A 20260-nucleotide genomic window follows, 5' to 3' on the forward strand; every position below is an offset into this window, starting at 1 on the left:
ATGGATGGGTGGGAGAAGGTGCGGGACGCATGGAGACACCGCGGATCGCGCGACGCGCCGGCGGGCATGGAAAAGCCCGGCGGGGAAGAAGTCCGCACTGAGGTCACGTGCGCGGGCCTATAGCGGCCACTGCGCGGTGTCGGACCTCAGATCCTCAATGGACTCCCCAACCGGGCGGCGATGTGACGCGGTACAGATTACCGGACGACTTATCGCAACACAAGTAGCGTTAAGAATCGGCATGCTTGTCCAGATGGGGACCGTCAGCCCGCTGTTCGCCGGGCGCACAGCGGAACTGCGCGCGTTACGCGCGGCGTACGCGCGGGCGTGCGCGGGCGAGGCCGCGGCCGTGCTCGTCGGCGCCGAGGCGGGCGGCGGCAAGACGCGCCTGGTCGCCGAGTTCACCCGGGACCTGCGCACGCTCACCGGCGCCTGCCTCGACCTCGGTGTCGCCGGCCTCCCCTACGCCCCGTTCAGCGCGGTCCTTCGGAGCGCAGGGCGGGACGCGATCGTCTCGCTGACCCCGGCGGCGGCCCTGCCGGACCTGGCCCGGCTCATGCCCGACCTGACCGCCGCGACGCCCCCGCCCGACGACGGCGCCGGCCGGCTGCGGCTGTTCGAGCGGGTCCTCACCCTGATCGAGCGGCTGGCGGAGGCCGGACCGGTCACGCTGGTCATCGAGGACGCCCACTGGGCCGACGGCTCCACCCGCGACCTGCTGACGTTCCTGTTCCGCAACCCGCCGCGCGCCGCGGTGCTGCCGGTGGTCACCTTCCGCCCCGAGGAGCCCGGCACGCGGCCGTGGTTCGCCGAACTGGCCCGCCTCCCCCACGTGGCCCGGCTGGACCTGCCGCCCCTCACCCCGGACGAGGTCGCCGACCAGGTGTGCGGCATCCTCGGCGGCGCCGACCCCGAGGCGGTGCGGGACGCTCACGCGCGCGGCGGCGGCAATCCCCTCTTCGTCGAGGCGATCGTCGCGAGCCCCGGCACCGCGGTGCCGGGTTCCCTGCGGGACCTGCTGCTCGCGCGCGTCCACCGCCTCCCCCGGGCGACCGGCGAGGTGCTCCGGGCCGTCGGCGCCGCCGGGGCCGGAGCGGGGCACGGCCTGCTGGCCGCGGTGACCGGCCTGCCCGAACCGGAGCTGAGCGAGGCGCTGCGCCCGGCCGTCGACCACGGCCTGCTGGTCGTGGACGGCGACGGGTACGCGTTCCGGCACGCGCTCATCCGGGAGGCCGTCCACGAGGACATGCTCCCCGGCGAGCGGTCCGCCCTCCACCGGCGGTTCGCCGAGGCCATCGAGCGCTCGCCGGAGCTCAGCGACGCCCCGGCGAGCGCGCTGGCCGTCCACTGGCAGGGCTGCGGCGACCACGCCAGGGCGCTGGCCGCCGCGTGGCGGGCCGCCGGGGAGCGCAAGGCCGCCACCGCCCACGCCGAGCAGTTGGACCTCCTCGAACGCGTCCTCGACCTGTGGGACCGCGTCCCCGGCGCCGCGTCCCGCATCGGCCTCGGCCGCCACGAGGTCATGGCGGAGGCGGCCCGGGCCGCCGGTTCGGCCGGCGACCCGGGCCGCGGCCTTCCGCTCGTGCAGCGGATGCTGGACGAGACGGGCGACGAGCACGCGGCCGAGCTGCTGACCCTCCGCGCGCTGATGCTCGGGTACCAGGGCGACGACGCCGAGCTGGACGACCTCCGGCGGGCCGAACGGCTCGCCGCCGAGCCCGGACCCGTCCGCGTCCTGGCCCTGGGGCGGCTCAGCGGCCGGCTCCTGGTCTACGGCGAGACGCGCGAGGCGGAACGGCTCGGCCGGGAGGGCATCGAGCTGGACCGCCGCCTCGGCCGGTCGTCGATGACCCAGGATCTGGAGGTCACGGTCGCGGCCGCCGCGGCGTGGGACGGCGACGGCGACATCACGTCCCTGGAGCGGCTCCGGCGGCGCGGCCTCCCTGCGCGCGTGCGCGTCCGGGCCCTGAACTTCCTGGCGCACTGCCACCTCAACGCCGGCCGCCTCGCCGACGCGCTGGCGTCGGTCGCCGAGGGCGTCGCCGCCGCGGAGGAGGCGGGCCTGGCGCACAGCGCGGGGCTGCCCCTGGCCGTCAACGAGGTGGAGGCGCTGTACCGCCTCGGCCGCTGGGACGAGGCGGCCGGCATGCTCCGGCGGCGGCTGGCCCGCCACCACGGCCCCGCCTTCCGCGTGCAGATGATGATCTGGCGCACCGCGCTGCTGGCCGCCCGCGGAGCGGGCCCGGAACCCGATCCGCAAGTCCTGGCCCTGCCGCTCGACGCCGGGTTCCCCCAGACCACGCTGCCGCTGGCCCAGATGGTCATCGAGTGGCGGCTGGCGGAGGACGACCGGCCGGCGGCCCGTGCGACCGCCGACGCCGTCCTGCGCCATCCGCGCCTGACCGTCCAGCCCTGCTACGCCTGGCCGCTGCTGGAGGCCGCCGCCCGCGCCGGCGGACCGTCGCTTCCCCGGGTGGCCGAGGTCGCCGCGCGGCTGCCCGCCGCCACCCCGGTCGAGGCGGCCCACCAGGCGGCGGTGGCCGCCCTGACCGAAGGCACCGCCCCCTGGGACTGGGTGGTCGACGCCTGGGAACGGCTGAAGCAGCCGTACCCGCTGGCCGGCGCGCTGTTCGACGCCGCCTGCGCCGACCTCGCGGCCGGGGACCGGACGGCGGCCGCCGCACGGTTCCACCGCGCCGCCGGGATCGCCGCCGACCTCGGCGCGGCGCCGCTGGCCCGGCGCATCTCCGAACGCGCCCGCCGCGCTGGCCTGGCGGGCCAGTCCGGCGGCCCGCTCACCGCCCGCGAGTCGGAGGTGGTCCGGCTGCTGGCGCGCGGGCGCTCCAACCGGGAGATCGCCGAGGAACTGGTCATCTCTCCCAAGACCGCGAGCGTCCACGTCTCCAACATCCTCGCCAAGCTCGGGGTCGCGTCCCGCGGCGAGGCGGCCGCCGCCGCCCGCGACCGCGGCCTGGCCTAGGCCGGCGGCCGCGCGGATAAGGCGCCTCCTTATGGCCCGCGGGCACGCCTTACGGCGAGCGTCGGAGCATGGAAGCCGCCGTGCACACCTCCCGCCTGCGCCGCACCTACGCGCGCAAGCGCCGGGACCCCGTCGTCGCGCTGGACGACCTGACCCTGACCGTCGCGCAGAACGAGATCCACGGGCTGCTCGGGCCGAACGGCGCGGGCAAGACCACCCTCGTCGAGATCCTCTCCACCGTGCTGCTGCCGTCGGGCGGCTCGGCGCGGATCCTCGGCCACGACGTCGTGACCGACACCCGCGCCGTCCGGGCGCTGGTCGGGCTCGTGCTCGGCGGCGACCGCGGCCTCTACGACCGGCTGAGCGCCCGCCGGAACCTGCTGTTCTGGGGCGCGCTCCACAAGCTGGACTCCCGGACGTCCCGCCGGCGCGCCGCCGCGCTGCTGGAGCGCGTCGGGCTGGCCGAGCGGGCCGACGACCCCGTGGAGAGGTTCTCGCGCGGGATGCGCCAGCGGCTCCACCTGGCGCGGGGGCTGCTGCACGAGCCGCGCGTGCTGTTCCTGGACGAGCCGACCTCGGGGCTCGACCCCGTCGCCGCCGGCGCGTTCCGCCGGCTCGTGCTCGACCTGCGCGCCGAGGGCCGCACGTTCCTGCTGGCCACCCACGACATGGACGAGGCCGCGGCGCTCTGCGACCGGGTCACGCTCATCGACCGCGGCCGGATGCTGCTGACCGGCGACCCCGCCGGGATCGGCCGGTTCCTCGGCGACCGCGAGTGCGTCGACTTCACCCACCCCGACGCCGCACTCGCCGGAGCCCTCGCGGACCTGCCGGATGTCACGGACGTCGAGCACCGCGACGGCGAGGCGTGGCGCGCCCACACCGCGGACCGGGACGGCACCCGCCGCGTCCTGGCCTGGCTGCTGGAGCGCGACGTGCTCACCGCGCGGCGCGGCCGGCCGACCCTCGAAGAGGTCTACCTGCGCGCGGTCGGCGACCGGGGGATGCGGGTATGAGCGCGCTCCGCGCGGTGTGGCACGCCGTCGCGCTCCAGGCGGCGCTGTCGCGGCGCGGCCCGGAGCACGCCCTCATCCTGCTCATCGTGCCGATGCAGACGACGACCATGCTGGCGCTGACGGCGCACCGCCCGGACGTCACGGCCAACGCCGTGCTGGCGCCCGGGCTGATCGGGCTGTGGGTCGCCGCCCTCGACTACGCCGGGCGCATCGTGGCCGAGGACCGCTGGGCCGGGCGCATGCCCGCGCTGCTCACCGCGCCCGTCCCGCTCGCGCTGGTGGTGGCCGGGCGGGTCGCGGCGGTCGTGCTCGTCGGCGGGGCCGCGTTCGCCGAGTCCTGGCTGGTGGCCGCCCTCGGGTTCGGGCGGGTGCTGACGGTCGCCGACCCGGCGCTGTTCCTGCTCGCGGTCGCGGTCACCTGCCTCGCGACGATCGGGACCGCGACCCTCATGTCCGCCGTCTTCGTGATGTCGCGGGCCCGGGAGGTCCTGCAGAACTCCCTCGGCTACCCCTTCTACATCCTCGGCGGCATCCTCGTCCCGGTCGCGGCGCTGCCCGGCTGGCTGCACCCCCTCAGCCGGGCGGTCTTCCTGTCGTGGAGCGCCGATCTCCTGCGCGGCGCGGTCCGGGGCGACGCGGGCGGCTGGCCCTGGTCGGTCGCCGCGATCCTCGCGCTGGGCGCGGCGGCGATGGCGGCGGGCCTGTGGCTGACCCGGCACTACGTGGACCGGACCCGGCGGGAGGGGACGGTGGGCTTCGCATGAGGCACGCGCTGCGGATCGCCCGGGAGTCGCTGATCCTGGGGTTCGCCGAGATGAGGGCCGTCTACACGTGGAAGACGTGGACGTTCGGATGGCTGGTGCGGCTGCTGTGCCAGGCCGCGTTCTACGCGCTGCTGGGCCGCTACGTCGGCGACGAGGACACCATGCGGTACGTGCTCGTCGGCAACATCGTCGTGCTGGCCTGCCTGGAGTCCACCATCGTGGTGATCTCGCTGGCCGGGGAACGGGCCATGGGGACGCTGCCGCTGCTGGCCATCGCACCGTCCGGGCACCTGCCCGTGTACCTGGGGCGCGGCCTGCAGTGGACGGTGACAGGGCTGACCAGCTCGCTCGTCGCCTGGGTCGTCCTGCCGCCGCTGCTCGGCGCCCCGCTGCCCTGGCCGCGCGCCGCGTACGCGGTCCCGGTCATCGTGCTGATCCTCGCCGGCAGCTACGGATACGGCTGCGCGCTCGCCGGCATCGCATTGCGGCTGCGAGGCGTCGAATGGCTGGTGCTGAACTTCGCCTACGGGATCGTCATGACGTTCGGCGGTGTGAACGTCCCGGTGGAGTTCTGGCCCGGCCCGCTGCGGATCGCGGTGCAGGTGCTGCCGGTGGTGCACGGGCTGGAGGCGGTGCGCGGCATCCTCGACGGCGCGCCGCTCGGCCGCGTCCTGGGGCTCCTCGGGATCGAGGCGCTGGTGGGCGCCGGCTGGTACGCGGTCGCGGCCGTCTCGATGGACCGGCTCGTCTCCGCGGGCCGCCGCGACGGGAGCCTCCGCCACGCGGGCTGAGACGCGGGCGTGCCCCGGACCCGCGCCGGGTCCGGGGCACGCCCGCGATCCGTCAGGCGCCGCGCAGGGCGGCTCCGGTCCGCTCGGACGCGGCGGCGACGGCGGAGTCGCGGGCCTGCGACGCCTCCTCGGCCGTGAGCGTCCGGTCGGGGGCGCGGAACCGCAGCGAGTACGCCAGCGACTTGCGGCCCTCGCCCACCTGCTCGCCGGTGTAGACGTCGAACAGCCGGATCGCCTCCAGCAGCTCGCCCGCGCCGTCGCGCAGCGCCGACTCGACCTCCGCGGCGGGCGTCCCCGAGTCGACGACCAGCGCGACGTCCTGCATCGCGACCGGGTAGGACGACACGTGCGGCGCGCGGACCGCCACCGGCTCGCCCAGGCGGCGCAGCTCCAGCTCCATCGCGCACGACCGCGCGGGGAGCCCGTACGCCTTCGTGACGCGCGGGTGCAGCTCACCGGCGTGCCCGACCAGCGTGTCGCCCGCGTACAGCGCCGCGCAGCGGCCGGGGTGCCAGGGCGCGTGCTGGTCGGCCTTCACCGCCAGCTCGACGCCGACCTCGCGGGCCACCGTGCGGGCCGCCTCGATCGCGTCCGCCCACAGCGCCGGACGGCCCTCGCCCCACCAGCCCGACGGCTCGCGGTCGCCGGACAGCACCACCGCCACCCGGTGCGGCTGGTCCGGCAGCGCGGCCTCCAGCCCGGCGACCTCCTCCGCCGTCGGACCGCGGTCGACCGCGAGGCGCGGCGCGCGCTCCGGGGCGTCCGGACGCGGCCGGAACACCACGCCGACCTCGAACAGCGCGGCGTCGCCGAAGCCGCGCCCCACGTTGAGCGCCAGCACCTTGAGCAGCCCCGGCAGCAGCGTGGTGCGCAGCAGCGGCTCCTCCTCCGACATCGGGTTCGCCAGGCGCAGCGTCCGCCGCCGCGCGTCGTCCGCCGGGAGCTGGAGGCCGTCCAGGTCCTTCTCGGCGACGAACGGGAAGGCCAGCGCCTCCACGTACCCGGCGCCGGCGAGAGCGCGGCCCACCCGGCGGCGCAGCCGCTGCTGCGCGGTCAGGCCCTTGCCCGCCGCCGGGCGCGGCGCCCGGGCCGGGATGTCCTCGTACCCCTCCAGCCGGATGACCTCTTCGGCGAGGTCGTTGGGCGCGGTCAGGTCGGGCCGCCAGGACGGCGGCGTCACCGTGAGCACGTCGTCGCCGGCCACCGTGCAGCCGACCTGCTCCAGGCGGCGGACCACGGCGTCCCTGCCGTAGGTCACGCCCGCCACCCGGTCGGGGTGCCCGGCGGGCATCGTCACCGCGGCCCGCTCGACCGGCGCCTCGGCGTGGGTGACGCCGGGCACGATCTCCGCGCCGCCGAGCTCGGCGAGCATCCGCACCGCCCGGTAGGAGGCGTACAGCGGCAGCTCGCGGTCGACGCCGCGCTCGAACCGGTGGGACGCCTCGCTGTGCAGGCGGTGCCGGCGGGCCATCCGGGCGGTGCCCATGGCGTCGAAGTGCGCGGCCTCGATCACCATGTCGCTCGACCGGTCGCCGATCTCGGTGGCGAGCCCGCCCATCGTGCCGGCCATCGAGATCGGCCCCGACTCGTCGGTGATGAGGATGTCGTCGGGGTCGAGGGTCCGCTTGACGTGGTCGAGCGTCTCCAGCTTCTCGCCGGGCGCGGCGCGGCGCACGACGATCGGGCCGGTGAGCTTGCCCCGGTCGAACGCGTGCAGCGGCTGCCCGAGCTCCAGCATCAGGTAGTTGGTGACGTCGACCGCCAGCGACACCGGCCGCATCCCCGCGCGGTGCAGGCGCACCTGCATCCACATCGGGGTCCGCGCGTCCGGGTCGAAGCCGCGCACCTCGCGCAGCACGAACCGGTCGCACGCGGACGGGTCCCCGATGCTCGCCGGGTGGCTCCCCTTACCGTCCTCCGCGGGCAGTTCCACGTCAGCCGGGTCCTTGAACGGAACCCCGTAGGCGATGGCGGCCTCACGGGCGATGCCCCGGATCGACAGGGCGTAGCCGCGGTCGGGCGTGACGGCGATGTCGAGGACGTCGTCGCGCAGCCCGAGCAGCTCGATCGCGTCCGCGCCGACCGGGGCGTCCGGGGGCAGGACGAGGATGCCGCTGTGGTCGTCGCCGATGCCGAGCTCGGTCACCGAGCAGATCATGCCCTCGGACATCCGGCCGTAGGTCTTGCGGGCGCCGATCTCGAACCCGCCGGGGAGCACGCCGCCCGGCAGGATGACCACGACGCGGTCGCCGACCGCGAAGTTGGCGGCGCCGCAGATGATGTTCTGCGGCTCCCCGGTGCCGTTGGCGTCGCCGACGTCGACCTGGCAGTAGCGGATCGGCTTCTTGAAGCCGGCCAGCTCCTCGATCGCCAGGACCTCGCCGACCACGAGCGTGCCGGTGATGTCGGCGCCGGCGTGCTCGACCGTCTCGACCTCCAGGCCCGCCGCGATCAGCTCGGCGGCCAGCGCCCGGCCCGTGACGCCGGCCGGGAGCTCGACGTACTCGCGCAGCCAGGAAAGCGGGGCCCGCATCAGATCTCCATCCCGAACGGGAGGGTGAACCGGACGTCGCCCTCCACCATGTCGTACATGTCCTCCACGCCGTGCCGGAACATCAGCGTCCGCTCGACGCCCAGCCCGAACGCCCAGCCGCTGTAGCGGTCCGGGTCGACCCCGCAGGCCACCAGCACGCGCGGGTTGACCATGCCGCAGCCGCCGAGCTCGATCCAGCCCTCCGAGCTGCAGGTGCGGCACGGCTCGGCGCCCGGCTCCGCGGACGCGCCCCGGCACACGAAGCACTGCATGTCCACCTCGGCGGACGGCTCGGTGAACGGGAAGAACGACGGCCTGAACCGCGTCTTCAGCCCTTCGCCGAACATCCCGGTGACGAACGCGTCGATGCCGCCGCGCAGGTCGGCCATCGTCAGGCCCTCGTCGACCGCGAGCCCCTCCAGCTGGTGGAACACCGGGCTGTGCGTGGCGTCGAGCTCGTCGGTGCGGAACGTGCGCCCGGGCGCCACCACGTACACCGGCAGCGGCCGCGACAGCAGCGACCGGATCTGCATCGGCGAGGTGTGGGTGCGCATCACCAGCCCGGAGTCCTCCGACTCGACGAAGAAGGTGTCCTGCATCGTGCGGGCCGGGTGGTCGGGCAGGAAGTTGAGGGCGTCGAAGTTGAACCACTCCGCCTCGACCTCGGGCCCGTCGGAGACCTCGAAGCCCATCGAGACGAAGACGTCGACCATCCGCTCCTGCATGGTGGTCAGCGGGTGCCGGGCGCCGCGCGGGGCGCGGTCCCACGGCAGCGTGACGTCGACGGTCTCCTCGACGAGGACGCGGCGGTCGCGCTCCTCCTCCAGTTCGGCCTGGCGCGCCTTGAGCGCCTGGGCCACCGCGCCCCGGGCGGTGCCGATGCGCTTGCCGGCCTCGGCCCGGGCCGCGGGCGGCAGCGCGCCGATCTCGCGGTTGGCGAGGGCCAGCGGGGAACGGTCGCCGGCGTGCGCCAGCCGGACCTGCTTCAGGGCGTCGAGGTCGGCGGCCGCGGCGATCGCCGCGAGCGCCTCGGCGCGGGCCCGCTCCAGCTCCTCGGGCTGGAGCGCGGACACCTCGACGGGGTCATAGGACTTGTTGGGTGCAGACATGGTGGTGTGATCGACTCCGGTCGGCGTGGGACGCCCGCAGTCTAGTGCGCGGGCGGTGGACATCCGGAAAGCGTGCGCGTGACGCGCTGGCCCGCCCAGGGGTCCCGTGCCGTGCCGCGGGTACGGACCGCGGTCAGCCGGCGTAGTCGGGGGCCCCTGCGGGCACGGTAAATCGGAACTCGGCGCCGCCGCCGGGCGCCCGCCGCACGGTGATCACGCCGCCGTGCGCCTCGACCAGGCCCTTGACGATGTAGAGCCCGAGGCCGGTGCCGCCGCGGCGGCTGCCGCCGGGACCGCGCCAGAACTGCCGGAAGACGCGCTGGGCGGCCTCGGGCGGGATGCCCTCGCCCTCGTCGCGCACCGACACGGCCGCTCCCTCCTTATGCGCGTCCGGCTCCACCACAATGGTGACAGTGCCCGCCCCGTGGCGCACCGCGTTTTCGACGAGATTGCCCAGGATTTGATCCATCTTGTCGGGATCGAGCCACATCTCGGGCAGCTCGCCGCGCGTCTCGAAGCGGAAGCGGTCCTCCGGCTCCCCCGCCGCGACCCGGCCCGCGATGACCTTGCGGACCTCCTCGGGGAGGTCGACGACCTGGCGGCGCATCTCCAGCCGGCCCGCCTCGATGCGGGACACGTCCAGCAACTCGGTGATCAGCCGGGTGACCCGGTCGGCGTCGGCGTTGACGGTCTCCAGCATCACCCGCTTCTGGTCGTCGTTGAAGCGGTGCCACTTGGCCAGCAGCGTCGCGGTGAACCCCTTGACGCTGGTCAGCGGAGAGCGCAGCTCGTGGGCGACGGTGGAGACGAGGTCGGCGCGGTCGCGCTCCTGGCGGGCGCGGTGCAGGGCGTCGCGCAGGCACACGGTGAACCGTTCCACACGGCGGTCGGCGTCGCGCCGGTACGCGGCGGTCACCAGCACCTCGGTGCCGCCGGGAAGGAAGAGCACGCGCTCGGGATGGCGGGTGCGGGTGGACAGCCCGTCGTAAGGGGCGAGGCACTTCCACCAGTCGCGGCCCTCGGCGTCGTGCAGGGGCAGGACGTCGCGGAAGTCGCGCCCCAGGGCGGACCTGGCGGGGATGCCGGTGATCCGCGCGGCGGCGGCGTTGAACACGACGACGCGGGCGTCCCGGCCCGCGACCATCAGCCCGTCGGGCAGGTCGTCCGGGCCGCTCCCCTCGGGGCCCGGCCCGGACCCCGTCTCGGGTCCGCGCGCGGCCACGAGAGGGGATTCCTCTCCGCCCACAGCGGCCTCCAGAACACCGGTGAGAACGCGGCCTGTCGGAAAGAGACTCTAGCCCGAGTCGGACCCTTAACGGGACCCGGAAACCGCCTCGCGGCAAGGCATGTGTAGCCCTCGTGCAGGGGGTCGCCGCGGCCCGCGGAGGGCCTCATCAGGACATCCGCGGCTCATCCGGACCTCGTGGGCGAGTCGTGGTCCGACAGCGCGGCCTCGACGTCGCGGTGGATCGCGAACAACCGGTGCAGGCCGGTGATCTTCAGCAGTCGCAGCTGCGCGGGCCGGACCCCGGCCAGGGCGATCTCACCCCCGGCCGCGGAGATCTGGTTGTGCGCCGCGACCAGCGCGCCGAGCCCGGCGGCATCGCAGAACGGCACGGCGGCGAAGTCGGCCACCAGGCGGCGCGGCCGGGCCCCGGGCAGCCGGCCGTGCAGCTCGACGAGCCGGTCGCGCAGCGGCCCGGCGGTGCGCAGGTCGATCTCCCCCGCCACCGCGACGACGGCCGTGCCGGCCCGCACCCGGGCGGTCTCGACGCGCAGCCCGTCGGCGGCGGGCGCGCCGGAGGCGTCCGGGGCGGACGGCGCCCGGACCGCGCCGGCCCGGCACCGCACCTCCGGGGGACGCCGGCCCGCCCTTCCGGCTCGCCTGGTCTCCTCGGTCATACGCTCGCCCCCACTCCGTGCGGCCTCGTCGCCGCCCTGGTCAACGCACTGATCAACAGGTTAGACGCGGCATCGCGGCGACGTGATCCCTCGCCGGTCGCGGTTCCCGCTCCTACCCGCGAACGAGTCCCGCGCGGCGGCAGGCCCCCCATGCCCCGCGTCCACGCGAAGACCATCTTCGCAGCTCACCGGTCGCGAGGCGGCACCTGTCGCGACCGCATGCGGCCATTCGATCACGGAACGCATCGAACGTCCGCGACCGCGGCGTGTCTCACGCGCGGCCCGGACCCGCTCCCTGGGCGGCGCGCTGCGCGCGGGCCGACGCATACAGGCATACGGCCGCGGCCGTCGCCAGGTTCAGGCTCTCGGCCCGCCCGTAGATGGGCACGCGGACGACCTCGTCGACGTGCCGCAGGATGTCGTCGGGCAGCCCCCACGCCTCGTTCCCGAACACCCAGGCCGTGGGGCGCGCGAGGACTCCCTCGTCGATCGCCTCGTCGAGGGTGCGGTCGCCCGCGCCGTCGGCGGCGAGGACGGTGAGGCCCGCGCCCTTCAGCTCCGGGATCAGCGTGTCGAACCGGGGGCCGACGACGACCGGCAGGTGGAACAGGCTGCCCGCCGAGGCGCGGACGCACTTGCCGTTGTAGGGGTCGACGGACGCGTCGGTGAACACGACCGCCTCCGAGCCCGCGGCGTCGGCGGTGCGCAGGACGGTCCCCGCGTTCCCCGGGTCGCGGACGTGCGCGAGCACCGTCACCAGCCGGGGGCCGGCCTCCAGCGCCTTGCCGAGCGGGACGTCGACGAACTCGCAGACCGCCAGCAGCCCCTGCGGGGTGACGGTCTGGGCCAGCTCGGCCATGATCTCGCCGCTGACGCGCAGCACCGGCACTCCGGCGCGCTCGGCGGCGAGCACCAGCTCGGGATGGCGGGCCTCCGCCTCGGCCGTGGTGAACAGCTCGGCCAGCCCGCCGGGGATCTCCAGCGCCTCCCGCACCGCCTGCGGCCCCTCGGCGAGGAACCGGTTCTCGCGGCGCCGGAACGCGCGTTTGGCGAGCCGCCGAGCGGCCTTCACCCGTGGTGATCGGAGAGAGGTCAGCTCGCGGCCCGCCATGTCGCTGTGATCGCCCGTGTGCCGGTCGCCCGGCTCAGGCCGCCTCCGTACCCTCGGTCGGGAGCGCGTCCTTGGCGACCTTGACGAGGGCGGCGAACGCCGGGGCGTCGTTCACGGCCAGCTCGGCGAGCATGCGCCGGTCGACCTCGACCTCGGCGGCCTTCAGGCCCTGGATGAACCGGTTGTAGGTGATGCCGTTGGCGCGGGCCGCGGCGTTGATCCGCTGGATCCACAGCCGGCGGAACTGGCCCTTGCGGTCCTTGCGGTCCCGGAAGGCGTAGGTCATCGAGTGGAGCTGCTGCTCCTTGGCCTTGCGGTACAGGCGCGAACGCTGACCGCGGTAGCCGCTCGACCGCTCCAGGACGACCCGACGCTTCTTGGCGGCGTTGACCGCCCGCTTCACGCGTGCCACGTGCTGACTCCTTCGTGGGGGCCGGGGCCATGCTGGCCTCGGCCGGTCGGCGATGTTCCCGGTCGAGTGCTACTTGCGCAGCAGCTTCTTGATGTTCTTGGCGTCGGCGTCGGCCACCACGGCGGGGCCGGACAGCCGGCGCGTCCGCTTGGTCGGCTTGTGCTCGAGCAGGTGGTTCTTGTTGGCGCGGCGGCGCATCACCTTGCCGGAGCCGGTCAGCTTGAAGCGCTTCTTGGCACCGCTGTGGGTCTTGGTCTTCGGCATGGTCGCCGTCGTCTCCCTCTTTCCCGGCCTCCGTGCCGACCGGCATGGAGGCGCGCCTGATCGGCGCATCGCACGGCGATCCGTGGACGCGCCAGGTCAGGCTTCAATGTACGTACGCCGCAACTTCGCTGAGCCGCGAGGTCGCGATGGGGGCCGCCGTGGAGCCGGCCCCGGACCGGCCGTCAGACGGTGGTCTCCGACTCCTGCCCGCGGGCCGTCTTCTTCTTGTGCGGACCGAGCACCATGATCATGTTTCGGCCGTCCTGCTTGGGCCGCGACTCGACGAAGCCGAGCTCCTCGACGTCGTCGGCGAGCCGCTGCAGCAGCCGGAAACCGAGCTCGGGACGGGACTGCTCACGACCACGGAACATGATCGTGACCTTCACCTTGTCCCCGGCCTTCAGGAACCGCACCACGTGACCCTTCTTGGTCTCGTAGTCGTGCGGGTCGATCTTCGGGCGGAGCTTGATCTCCTTGATGACCGTGTGCGCCTGGTTCTTCCGCGCCTCACGCGCCTTCATCGCGGACTCGTACTTGAACTTGCCGTAGTCCATGAGCTTCGCGACGGGCGGACGCGCGGTGGGCGCCACCTCGACGAGGTCGAGGTCCGACTCACGCGCGAGTTCAAGGGCCTTGGCGATGGGCACGATGCCCACCTGTTCGCCGTTCGGGCCGACGAGCCGGACCTCGGGCACGCGAATGCGGTCGTTGATACGCGGTTCGGCGCTGATGGGACCTCCTTGGGGCCGTTCTCAAGTTCGTTGGACCGGTCGTACCCCGAGGCTTCCACGAGAAAAGCCCCGCACGACTCACGCGCGGGGCCACCTTCGGTCTCCCGGGAACGGCAGTGCCGCCCGGGAACGACGGCGGGACGAGCCTGAAGCCCGTTCGCCGGACCGAGAACCCACCGGCCTTGGGCCGGTCAGGTGGGAGGTGGCCTCCGCTTGAGCGCCCGGTACACGCCACCATCTGGTCGCGCACACAGGGCCGGTCGACCACCAAGAATACCACCCGATGGGACTCGGTGCGCCATGCCCGGACGCCTCGCGCGGCCCCTCGCGACGCGGACGTCCTGACGGGGTACGCCGTCCCGTACAACCGGCCGGGCCGCGCCGCCATTCCCGCGCCCGCGCTCCCCGCCGCGAGGTGAGGGTGTTCTGGCCAGGCGGGCGTCTCGGCGACGCGGCCGCGGCTTGTTACGGTGGAGCCGAGACGGCCCGGTGGGGCCGGCACCTGGGAGGTCTCCCGCGATGCCCTCGGTCGACGCCGGCGACGCCGGCCCCCTCACCGCCGCGCCGCCGGTCCGGCTCCAGTTCGCGCAGAAGGCCTTCATCGTGTCCGGCGGGCGGCTGCTGCTGGTCCGCAAGGCCGCCTCCGACCCGTTCCACCCGGGCCGCTGGGAGGTGCCCGGCGGGCGGCTGGAGGAGTCGGCCGACCTCGATCTCGACGACCACATCCGCCGCGAGGTCTGGGAGGAGGTCGGCCTCAAGATCGATCCGGGGCCGCCGTTCCACCTGTGGCAGTGGTTCATGCCCGACCGCGGCACGCCCGGCGGGCAGATCCGGGTGGTGGCGGCGGCGCGCCGCTGCCGGCCCGTGACCCTGAACGCCACGCTGGAGAACCAGGACACGAGCGACCACCTGGACCGGTGCGCCTGGGTGCCGCTGCGCGAGGTCGGCGGCTACGAACTCATCCCGAGCCTGCGCCCGGTGATGCGAGCCTTCCTGCGTCCGGCCGGCTGAACCGGGACATGGCGCCGCCGCGATCCCCCCTCGCATGGCCGGGTCTCGACGGCGTCGCCGAGCGCCGCTTCGCGCTCTTCGTCGTCGGGGACGCGGGGATCGAGGTGCGCGCGTCGCTGCCGGGGGTCCGGTTCGCCGAACTCGGCGCCGACCGGCTCTGCTACGCCCCCGCGCGGTTGATGGCCGCGGGGACGGCCGTGAACCTCGCCAGGTGCGCGGTGGGCTACTTCCGCCGGGTCGACGTGCTGGCCAAGGTGGGCGACGACGACTACACGGAGGCGATCCGCCGCGAGCTGTGCCGGATCGGCGCGGCCGACCGCCTGGTCGTCGAGCCCGGCGTCCCGAACGGCGTGTCGGTCATGCTGCGCGACGACCACGGCGGCCGCGGGCCCGGCGTCCGGCTGCTGGTCGTCCAGGACGAGCCGCCCGCCCGGCGGCTGACCGCGGCGGACGTGCGCGCCGCGGCGGCCGGGATCGAGGAGGCCGACGTGCTGGCCGTGGACGGCTACGCGCTGCTGGCCGCCGACTCCCGCGCGGCGCTCCACGAGGCGGTGCGCACGGCGCGGGCGGCGGGCACCCGGGTGGCGTTCGACGTCGTCCCCCACGACATCGACGCGCGGCTCCCGGCGTCCTGCGTGCTGCCGGTCCTGGAGCAGGCCGACCTCGTCGTCTCCGAGGCGCACACCCTGGCGCGCCTGCTCGGGCATCCGCCGCCGGCCGACGGCCGCGGACCGCAGGACCTGCTGCCGGTGCTCGACCGCGCGGTTCCCGGCGCCCCCCTGTGGCTGCTGCGGTTCGGCCCGACGTCGCTGGAGCGGGTGCTCGCCCACCGGCGGGGGCGGGCGCCGATGGAGTACCCCACCGGCTACGCCGCCGGTGTACGGCGCGCGGGGTTCGGGGACCGGTTGACCTCGTGCGAGCTCTACTGGTGGCTGTCGGGCGGCTGAGCGGTGTCCGGCAGGGCGGCCGCCGCCGTCCGCATCGCCCGCAGGGTGCGCAGGAACCGCCGCCTGCTGGCGGGGAGCCCGAAGGTCTCCTGCCAGCGCCAGGCCCGCTCGGGGCCGGTGGACGCCACGGCCCAGCGCAGGAACTGGCTCCGCACCCCGTCGCCGGGATGGACGGTCGCCGCGCCGCCCTCCTCGATCAGCAGGTAGGACCGGCCGGAGCGGTAGCAGGCCCGAAGGGTCGCGTGGTCGGCGGGCGCGCCGGGGCGCCCCTCCCCCTCCACGACCGCCCGCACGCCCGGTGTTCCGGGGAGAAGGTGCCAGTGCGCGTGGTCGATGCACGCGCCGCCGCCCTGGGGGCTCGCGGGCCCGTGCTCGAACAGCAGCAGGTCGCCGGCTCCGTACGCCTCCCGGTAGAGGCGGGCGACGCGGTCGCGCCACCGCCACGCGCTTTCCCACATCCCCCTGGGGAAGTCCCCGGCGCACTGGTGGTGCTCGCGCGTCACCAGCAGGAGGTGCCCCTCGGTGAGCGGCGCGACGTCCGGGATCAGGAAGAAGTCGCGGTCGCCGGAGATGACCCCCGACTCGCCGGGCAGGCCGGCCATGCCGTTGAAGCGGAACCGCAGCGGGGGGCACAGGACGCAGTCGTGATCAGGGTCGTCCCGGGCGGTCGGCTCGGCCAAGCCACCTCCAGCATCGCGGAACGCGGGAGCGGTCTCCCTCCAGCGTGCCCTGTGCCGCGCGCCCGCGCCCGCCGCGGCGCGGGCACAGACGCGGGACCGCGGGGTACAAATCCCGGCCCGCCGGGAACAACAACAGCAGAAGGCCGAACCGTGAACCAGATGTCCCCGCTCCCCTCCCCGGCGCCCCGCCCGTCCCGCGCCACCGCCAGGCGCGGCCGCGCCGCCGTCCCCGTCATCGACATGGCGGTCCTCGACGCCCGGCTGAACGAGTCGCTGGACGTCCTGCGCGACACCTACGCGCCCGCGCTCGGCACGGGCGGAGGCTGGTACCACGAGCTCGCGCGGCCGGAACCCGGCACCACCGCCACCGCCCTCGGGCTGATGGCGTTCGCCGAGGCGGGGCGCGCGTTCGAGTACTTCGACGACGGCCTGGCCCTCCTCGCCGCCCGGCAGACCCGGTCCGACGACCCGCTGCGCGACGGCGGCTGGGCCACCAAGACCAGCCTCGGCATGCCGGTGGTCGAGGCGACCGGCTGGATCGCGCGGTTCCTCGCCCGCGCCCGCTGCGAGCTGCGCGACGACGCCCCCGACCTGGCGCGCGCCTACCGGTGGCTGCTGCGCAACCAGAACCCCGACGGCGGATGGGGCTCGCTGCGCGGCTGCCCGTCCCGGGTGTGGCTGACGTGCCTCGCGCTCCGCGCGCTCAGCGAGCTCAACCCCTACGACCCGGCCGTCGACCGCGGCGTCGAATGGCTGACGGCGGACCGGACCGCGCAGCGCCCCGCCTGGGGCCCGACGCAGACGTCCCTGCCCACCGTCACGCACACCGCCTTCGCGCTGGTGACGCTGGCCGAGGCGCGCCCGAGCCTGCGGACCGAGCGGCTGCTGGACGCCTACGACTGGCTGCTGGAGCACCTCGACCCCGACGACGACCACACATGGATCGAGACCTACGGCGTCTCGCCGTGCGCCGCGCCCGAACGCGGGCCGGAGCCGGTGTGGCGGCTCGCCCTCTGGCACTACGGACTGCCGATCGCGCTCACCGCGCTGCTGCGCGACCCGCGCGGCCCGCACGGGCCGACCGTCGCCCGGGCGTTCCGGACGCTGGTGCGCGGGGAGGTCGCCGACCCGCGCTGGAACGGTTGCCCGGGCAGCGGGCGCACGTCGCTGTGGACGCTGTGGTGGCGGCTGGAGACGCTGGTCGCGCTCTCGCGGACCCCCCTCGCCGGGAGCGCCGACGTCCTGCACTGGCTGCCGGACGCGATGGTCGTGCAGCGCGCCCACGCCCGGGAGCGTCCGCTGGCCGACCTGCTCCCGCACCGCCGCCTCGTCGACCCGGTCGGGCTGGCCCAGCGGCACTGGGCGGCGTTCCTGCTGAGCCTGGTGTGCGCCGGCAGCTCGCTCGGCGTCGCCGTGGGGCTGTGGGGCTGGAAGGACTTCTGGCTGAGCGTGATCCTGCCCATCGTCCTCACCAGCGTCGACGAGTCCGTGAAGCGGCGCCGCGCCCAGCGGGCGCCGCCCTGAGGCGGGTCAGGCGCGGCGGGCGAGCTCCGCCTCGCCCGCGGCGCGCATCGCCTCCACCGGCACGTCGTCGCGGCCGGTCATCAGGGCCACCTGCCGGACGGCCTGGTGCAGCAGCATGTCGAAACCGCCGACGACCGTGCCGCCCGCCCGCTCGACGGCCGCCGCGAGCGCCGTGGGCCACGGCGCGTACACGACGTCGAGCAGCGCCGCGCCGGACTCGGCGACCGGCCCGGCGTACGCGTCGGCGGCCCGCCCGGGGAGCGTCGACACCACGAGATCCGCCGGGAGGTGCGCCGGCGCCTCATCGAGCGTCACGACCCGGACCGCGATCCCGAAACGCTCCCCCACCCCGGCCGCGCCGGCGGCGCGCTCCGGGGTGCGGACCGCGAGGACGGCCTCACGCGTGCCGAGCCCGGCGAGCGCGGCCAGCGCGGACGCGGCCGTCGCGCCGCCGCCGAGCACCAGCGCCGTGGCCGGGGCCTTCAGCCCCGCCTCGGCGAGCGCGGTCTCGATGCCGTACACGTCGGTGTTGTCGCCGTGCCGCCGCCCGTCCCGAAGGACGATCGTGTTCGCGCCGCCGACCTTCACCGCGAGGTCGGAGACCGTGTCCACGAGGCCGAGCGCGACGCGTTTGAGCGGCATGGTCAGCGACAGGCCCGCCCATTCGGGCCCGAGCCCGTCCAGCAGCGCGGCCAGGCCGTCCTCGCCGCACTCGACCGCGTCGTAGGACCAGTCGTCCAGCCCCATCGCCGCGTACGCCGCCCGGTGCAGCACCGGCGACAGCGAATGCGCGATCGGCGACCCCAGCACCGCGGCGCGGTGCCCCGTCGTGTCCGTCACTGGCCCGGGTGCGCCTTCTGCCAGGCCCGGAACTCCTTCTCGATCGCCTGCCGCTCCTGCTCCGTCGTGGCGAACTTGGTGACCTTGTTCGTCGGGTCGGTGGCGATGAAGTACAGCCACGTCCCCTCCGCCGGGGTCAGCGCCGCCTCGATCGCGTCCGGCCCCGGGTTGGAGATGGGGCCGGGGGGCAGACCCGGGTGCAGGTAGGTGTTGTAGGGCGAGTCGGTCTGCAGGTCCTTCTCGGTGACGGTGAGCCGCCGCTCGTTCAGCGCGTACAGCACCGTCGTGTCGAACTGCAGCTTCATGCCCTTCTCGACCCGGTTGTAGATGACCCGGGAGATCTTCGGCAGGTCGCTCGGCTTGCCGCCCTCGGCCTGGACCAGGCTGGCGAGCGTCATGACCGTCGCCGGGTTCATGCGCGCCTTGCGCGCCTTGCCGACGAGGTCGACGCTCTCGGCCTCCCTGTTGAAGCGCCCCACCATCTCCTTGAGGATCTGCTCCGCCGTGCCGTTCGGATCCAGGTCGTAGCGGCCCGGGTACAGGTACCCCTCGATCTTGCCCCGCGCGTAGGAGGGCAGCCCCAGGCTCTTCGGCCGCCTCGCCACCGCCTGGAACTCCTTGACGGAGATGCCGGTCTTCTTCGCCAGCAGCTCGTAGACCTCGACGGCCCGGCGCCCCTCGGGGATCACGATCTGGTTCCCGGCCCGCGACTTCGGGTCCAGCAGCAGCGCCACCGCCGCGGCCGACGACATCCGCAGCCGCAGCTGGTAGAAGCCCGGCTGGATGCTGGAGGCGCGGGTCTCCTTGTTGTAGGTCTTCACGAACGCCCGGGAGCTCTTGACGACCTTGTGCTGCTCCAGCGTCGCGCCGATCACCGACCCGGTCGCGCCGTCCTTGATCTGGACGGTGACCTTGCCGGAGCCCTCGCCCTTGTAGTCCGGCGGGTTCCACTTGTTGTCGAGCCACGCGAACCCGAGGACGCCGCCGGTGCCGAACACCGCAACCAGGAACGCCATCGCGAACAGCGCCGCGGCGCGCCCGCTGCGCTTGCGGCGCTTCTGCCGCTTGCGCCGGCGCCGCTGGTCGCGCCTGCCGTAGGGCTCCTCGCGCGGAGGACCGTCGCCGTACGGATCGGAGAAGAGGTCCAAGTCGTTCATGAGCTCCCCTGAACGATCTCCCCTGGGGGGCGTCCGGTCAACCGCTCCGCGTCGAGGGCCGCCTGGAGCAGGACCGCCGCGGCGGCCTGGTCGACCACCTTGCGCCGGGCCTGGCCGTGCACTCCCCCGGCCCGCAGACCGCTCTCGGCGGTGACGGTGGTGAGCCGCTCGTCGTGCAGCCGGACCGTCTCCGGGGGAAGGCGGTCGGCGAGCCTGGCCGCGAACCTGCGCGCCGCCTGCGCCGCCGGGCCCTCCCGGCCCGACAGCGAGGTGGGCAGCCCGACGACGACCTCGATCGCCTCGTGCTCGCCGACCAGCTCAACGAGCCGGTCGACGTCCCCCTTGCCGCTCTTCACCGTCTCCAGCGGAGACGCGAGGATCCCCCCGGGATCGCACCGCGCGACCCCGACCCGAACGCTCCCGACGTCGACCCCCAGCCGCACGCCCGTTCTCATACCCTCGCCTCCGCTGGCCGGTGGCGAGGGGCG

Annotated in this window: 19 protein-coding genes; 7 read left to right on the forward strand and 12 right to left on the reverse strand. The window is 74.9% G+C overall.

What is annotated here, in order from left to right:
- Positions 1-253: 253 nt before the first annotated feature.
- The 4 genes from ABWI07_RS28060 to ABWI07_RS28075 all read left to right on the forward strand — a co-directional run bounded on the left by ABWI07_RS28060 (position 254) and on the right by ABWI07_RS28075 (position 5551).
- On the forward strand, positions 254-2980 hold the full coding sequence (locus tag ABWI07_RS28060; RefSeq protein ID WP_353820290.1) for an ATP-binding protein: 2727 nt from the start codon (positions 254-256) through the stop codon (positions 2978-2980).
- A 68-nt stretch (positions 2981-3048) separates the two neighbouring features.
- Positions 3049-3996, forward strand: coding sequence for an ABC transporter ATP-binding protein (locus ABWI07_RS28065; protein ID WP_149264774.1), 948 nt, complete (start codon positions 3049-3051; stop codon positions 3994-3996).
- Complete coding sequence (locus ABWI07_RS28070; protein ID WP_149264773.1) at positions 3993-4760, forward strand: ABC transporter permease; 768 nt, start codon at positions 3993-3995, stop codon at positions 4758-4760. The genes ABWI07_RS28065 and ABWI07_RS28070 overlap by 4 nt, the downstream gene beginning before the upstream one ends.
- Entirely contained in the window at positions 4757-5551 is a 795-nt protein-coding gene (locus tag ABWI07_RS28075) for an ABC transporter permease (RefSeq protein WP_353820291.1), read from the forward strand. Before ABWI07_RS28070 ends, ABWI07_RS28075 begins: the two co-directional genes overlap by 4 nt.
- A gap of 52 nt (positions 5552-5603) precedes the next feature.
- Here the strand turns inward: ABWI07_RS28075 and pheT are convergent, their stop codons facing one another.
- The 8 genes from pheT to infC form a co-directional block, all read right to left on the reverse strand.
- Positions 5604-8084 carry a phenylalanine--tRNA ligase subunit beta gene (pheT, locus tag ABWI07_RS28080; protein ID WP_353820292.1) on the reverse strand — a complete coding sequence of 827 codons (2481 nt, stop codon included), beginning with the start codon at positions 8082-8084 and terminating at the stop codon, positions 5604-5606.
- Positions 8084-9193, reverse strand: coding sequence for a phenylalanine--tRNA ligase subunit alpha (pheS, locus tag ABWI07_RS28085; RefSeq protein ID WP_353820293.1), 1110 nt, complete (start codon positions 9191-9193; stop codon positions 8084-8086). Before pheS ends, pheT begins: the two co-directional genes overlap by 1 nt.
- Before the next feature lie 133 nt (positions 9194-9326).
- Entirely contained in the window at positions 9327-10415 is a 1089-nt protein-coding gene (locus ABWI07_RS28090) for a sensor histidine kinase (protein WP_353820294.1), read from the reverse strand.
- Positions 10416-10603: 188 nt separating this feature from the next.
- Entirely contained in the window at positions 10604-11095 is a 492-nt protein-coding gene (locus ABWI07_RS28095; protein ID WP_149264768.1) for an STAS domain-containing protein, read from the reverse strand.
- A gap of 271 nt (positions 11096-11366) precedes the next feature.
- Positions 11367-12206, reverse strand: a complete 840-nt coding sequence (locus ABWI07_RS28100; RefSeq protein ID WP_149264767.1) for a TrmH family RNA methyltransferase — start codon at positions 12204-12206, stop codon at positions 11367-11369.
- A 34-nt stretch (positions 12207-12240) separates the two neighbouring features.
- Complete coding sequence (rplT, locus tag ABWI07_RS28105; protein WP_149264766.1) at positions 12241-12618, reverse strand: 50S ribosomal protein L20; 378 nt, start codon at positions 12616-12618, stop codon at positions 12241-12243.
- Positions 12619-12687: 69 nt separating this feature from the next.
- Positions 12688-12882: a 50S ribosomal protein L35 gene (gene rpmI, locus ABWI07_RS28110; RefSeq protein ID WP_067468638.1), complete on the reverse strand. Its 195-nt coding sequence runs from the start codon at positions 12880-12882 to the stop codon at positions 12688-12690.
- Between the two features lie 182 nt (positions 12883-13064).
- Positions 13065-13613, reverse strand: coding sequence for a translation initiation factor IF-3 (gene infC / locus ABWI07_RS28115; protein ID WP_089316320.1), 549 nt, complete (start codon positions 13611-13613; stop codon positions 13065-13067).
- A 519-nt stretch (positions 13614-14132) separates the two neighbouring features.
- Between infC and ABWI07_RS28120 the strand changes: the two genes are divergently transcribed.
- Positions 14133-14624 carry an NUDIX domain-containing protein gene (locus tag ABWI07_RS28120; RefSeq protein ID WP_353820295.1) on the forward strand — a complete coding sequence of 164 codons (492 nt, stop codon included), beginning with the start codon at positions 14133-14135 and terminating at the stop codon, positions 14622-14624.
- An 8-nt stretch (positions 14625-14632) separates the two neighbouring features.
- On the forward strand, positions 14633-15571 hold the full coding sequence (locus tag ABWI07_RS28125; RefSeq protein WP_149264764.1) for a carbohydrate kinase family protein: 939 nt from the start codon (positions 14633-14635) through the stop codon (positions 15569-15571).
- Here ABWI07_RS28125 and ABWI07_RS28130 read toward each other — a convergent pair.
- A complete protein-coding gene (locus ABWI07_RS28130; protein WP_353820296.1) occupies positions 15547-16251 on the reverse strand; it encodes an HIT family protein in 705 nt (234 codons plus the stop codon). The two genes, ABWI07_RS28125 and ABWI07_RS28130, sit on opposite strands and share 25 nt — an antisense overlap.
- Positions 16252-16410: 159 nt before the next feature.
- Between ABWI07_RS28130 and ABWI07_RS28135 the strand changes: the two genes are divergently transcribed.
- On the forward strand, positions 16411-17775 hold the full coding sequence (locus ABWI07_RS28135; RefSeq protein WP_353820297.1) for a prenyltransferase/squalene oxidase repeat-containing protein: 1365 nt from the start codon (positions 16411-16413) through the stop codon (positions 17773-17775).
- Positions 17776-17781: 6 nt separating this feature from the next.
- Here ABWI07_RS28135 and ABWI07_RS28140 read toward each other — a convergent pair whose 3' ends face one another.
- The 3 genes from ABWI07_RS28140 to ruvX are packed head-to-tail and all read right to left on the reverse strand — an operon-like array spanning position 17782 to position 20227.
- Positions 17782-18615, reverse strand: a complete 834-nt coding sequence (locus ABWI07_RS28140; protein WP_353820298.1) for a shikimate dehydrogenase — start codon at positions 18613-18615, stop codon at positions 17782-17784.
- Complete coding sequence (mltG, locus tag ABWI07_RS28145) at positions 18612-19772, reverse strand: endolytic transglycosylase MltG (RefSeq protein WP_149264760.1); 1161 nt, start codon at positions 19770-19772, stop codon at positions 18612-18614. Before mltG ends, ABWI07_RS28140 begins: the two co-directional genes overlap by 4 nt.
- Complete coding sequence (gene ruvX, locus ABWI07_RS28150) at positions 19769-20227, reverse strand: Holliday junction resolvase RuvX (protein WP_149264759.1); 459 nt, start codon at positions 20225-20227, stop codon at positions 19769-19771. The genes mltG and ruvX overlap by 4 nt, the downstream gene beginning before the upstream one ends.
- Positions 20228-20260 lie beyond the last annotated feature (33 nt).

It is taken from the genome of Actinomadura sp. NPDC000600, from assembly GCF_040492135.1.
Classification (GTDB): Bacteria; Actinomycetota; Actinomycetes; order Streptosporangiales; family Streptosporangiaceae; genus Spirillospora.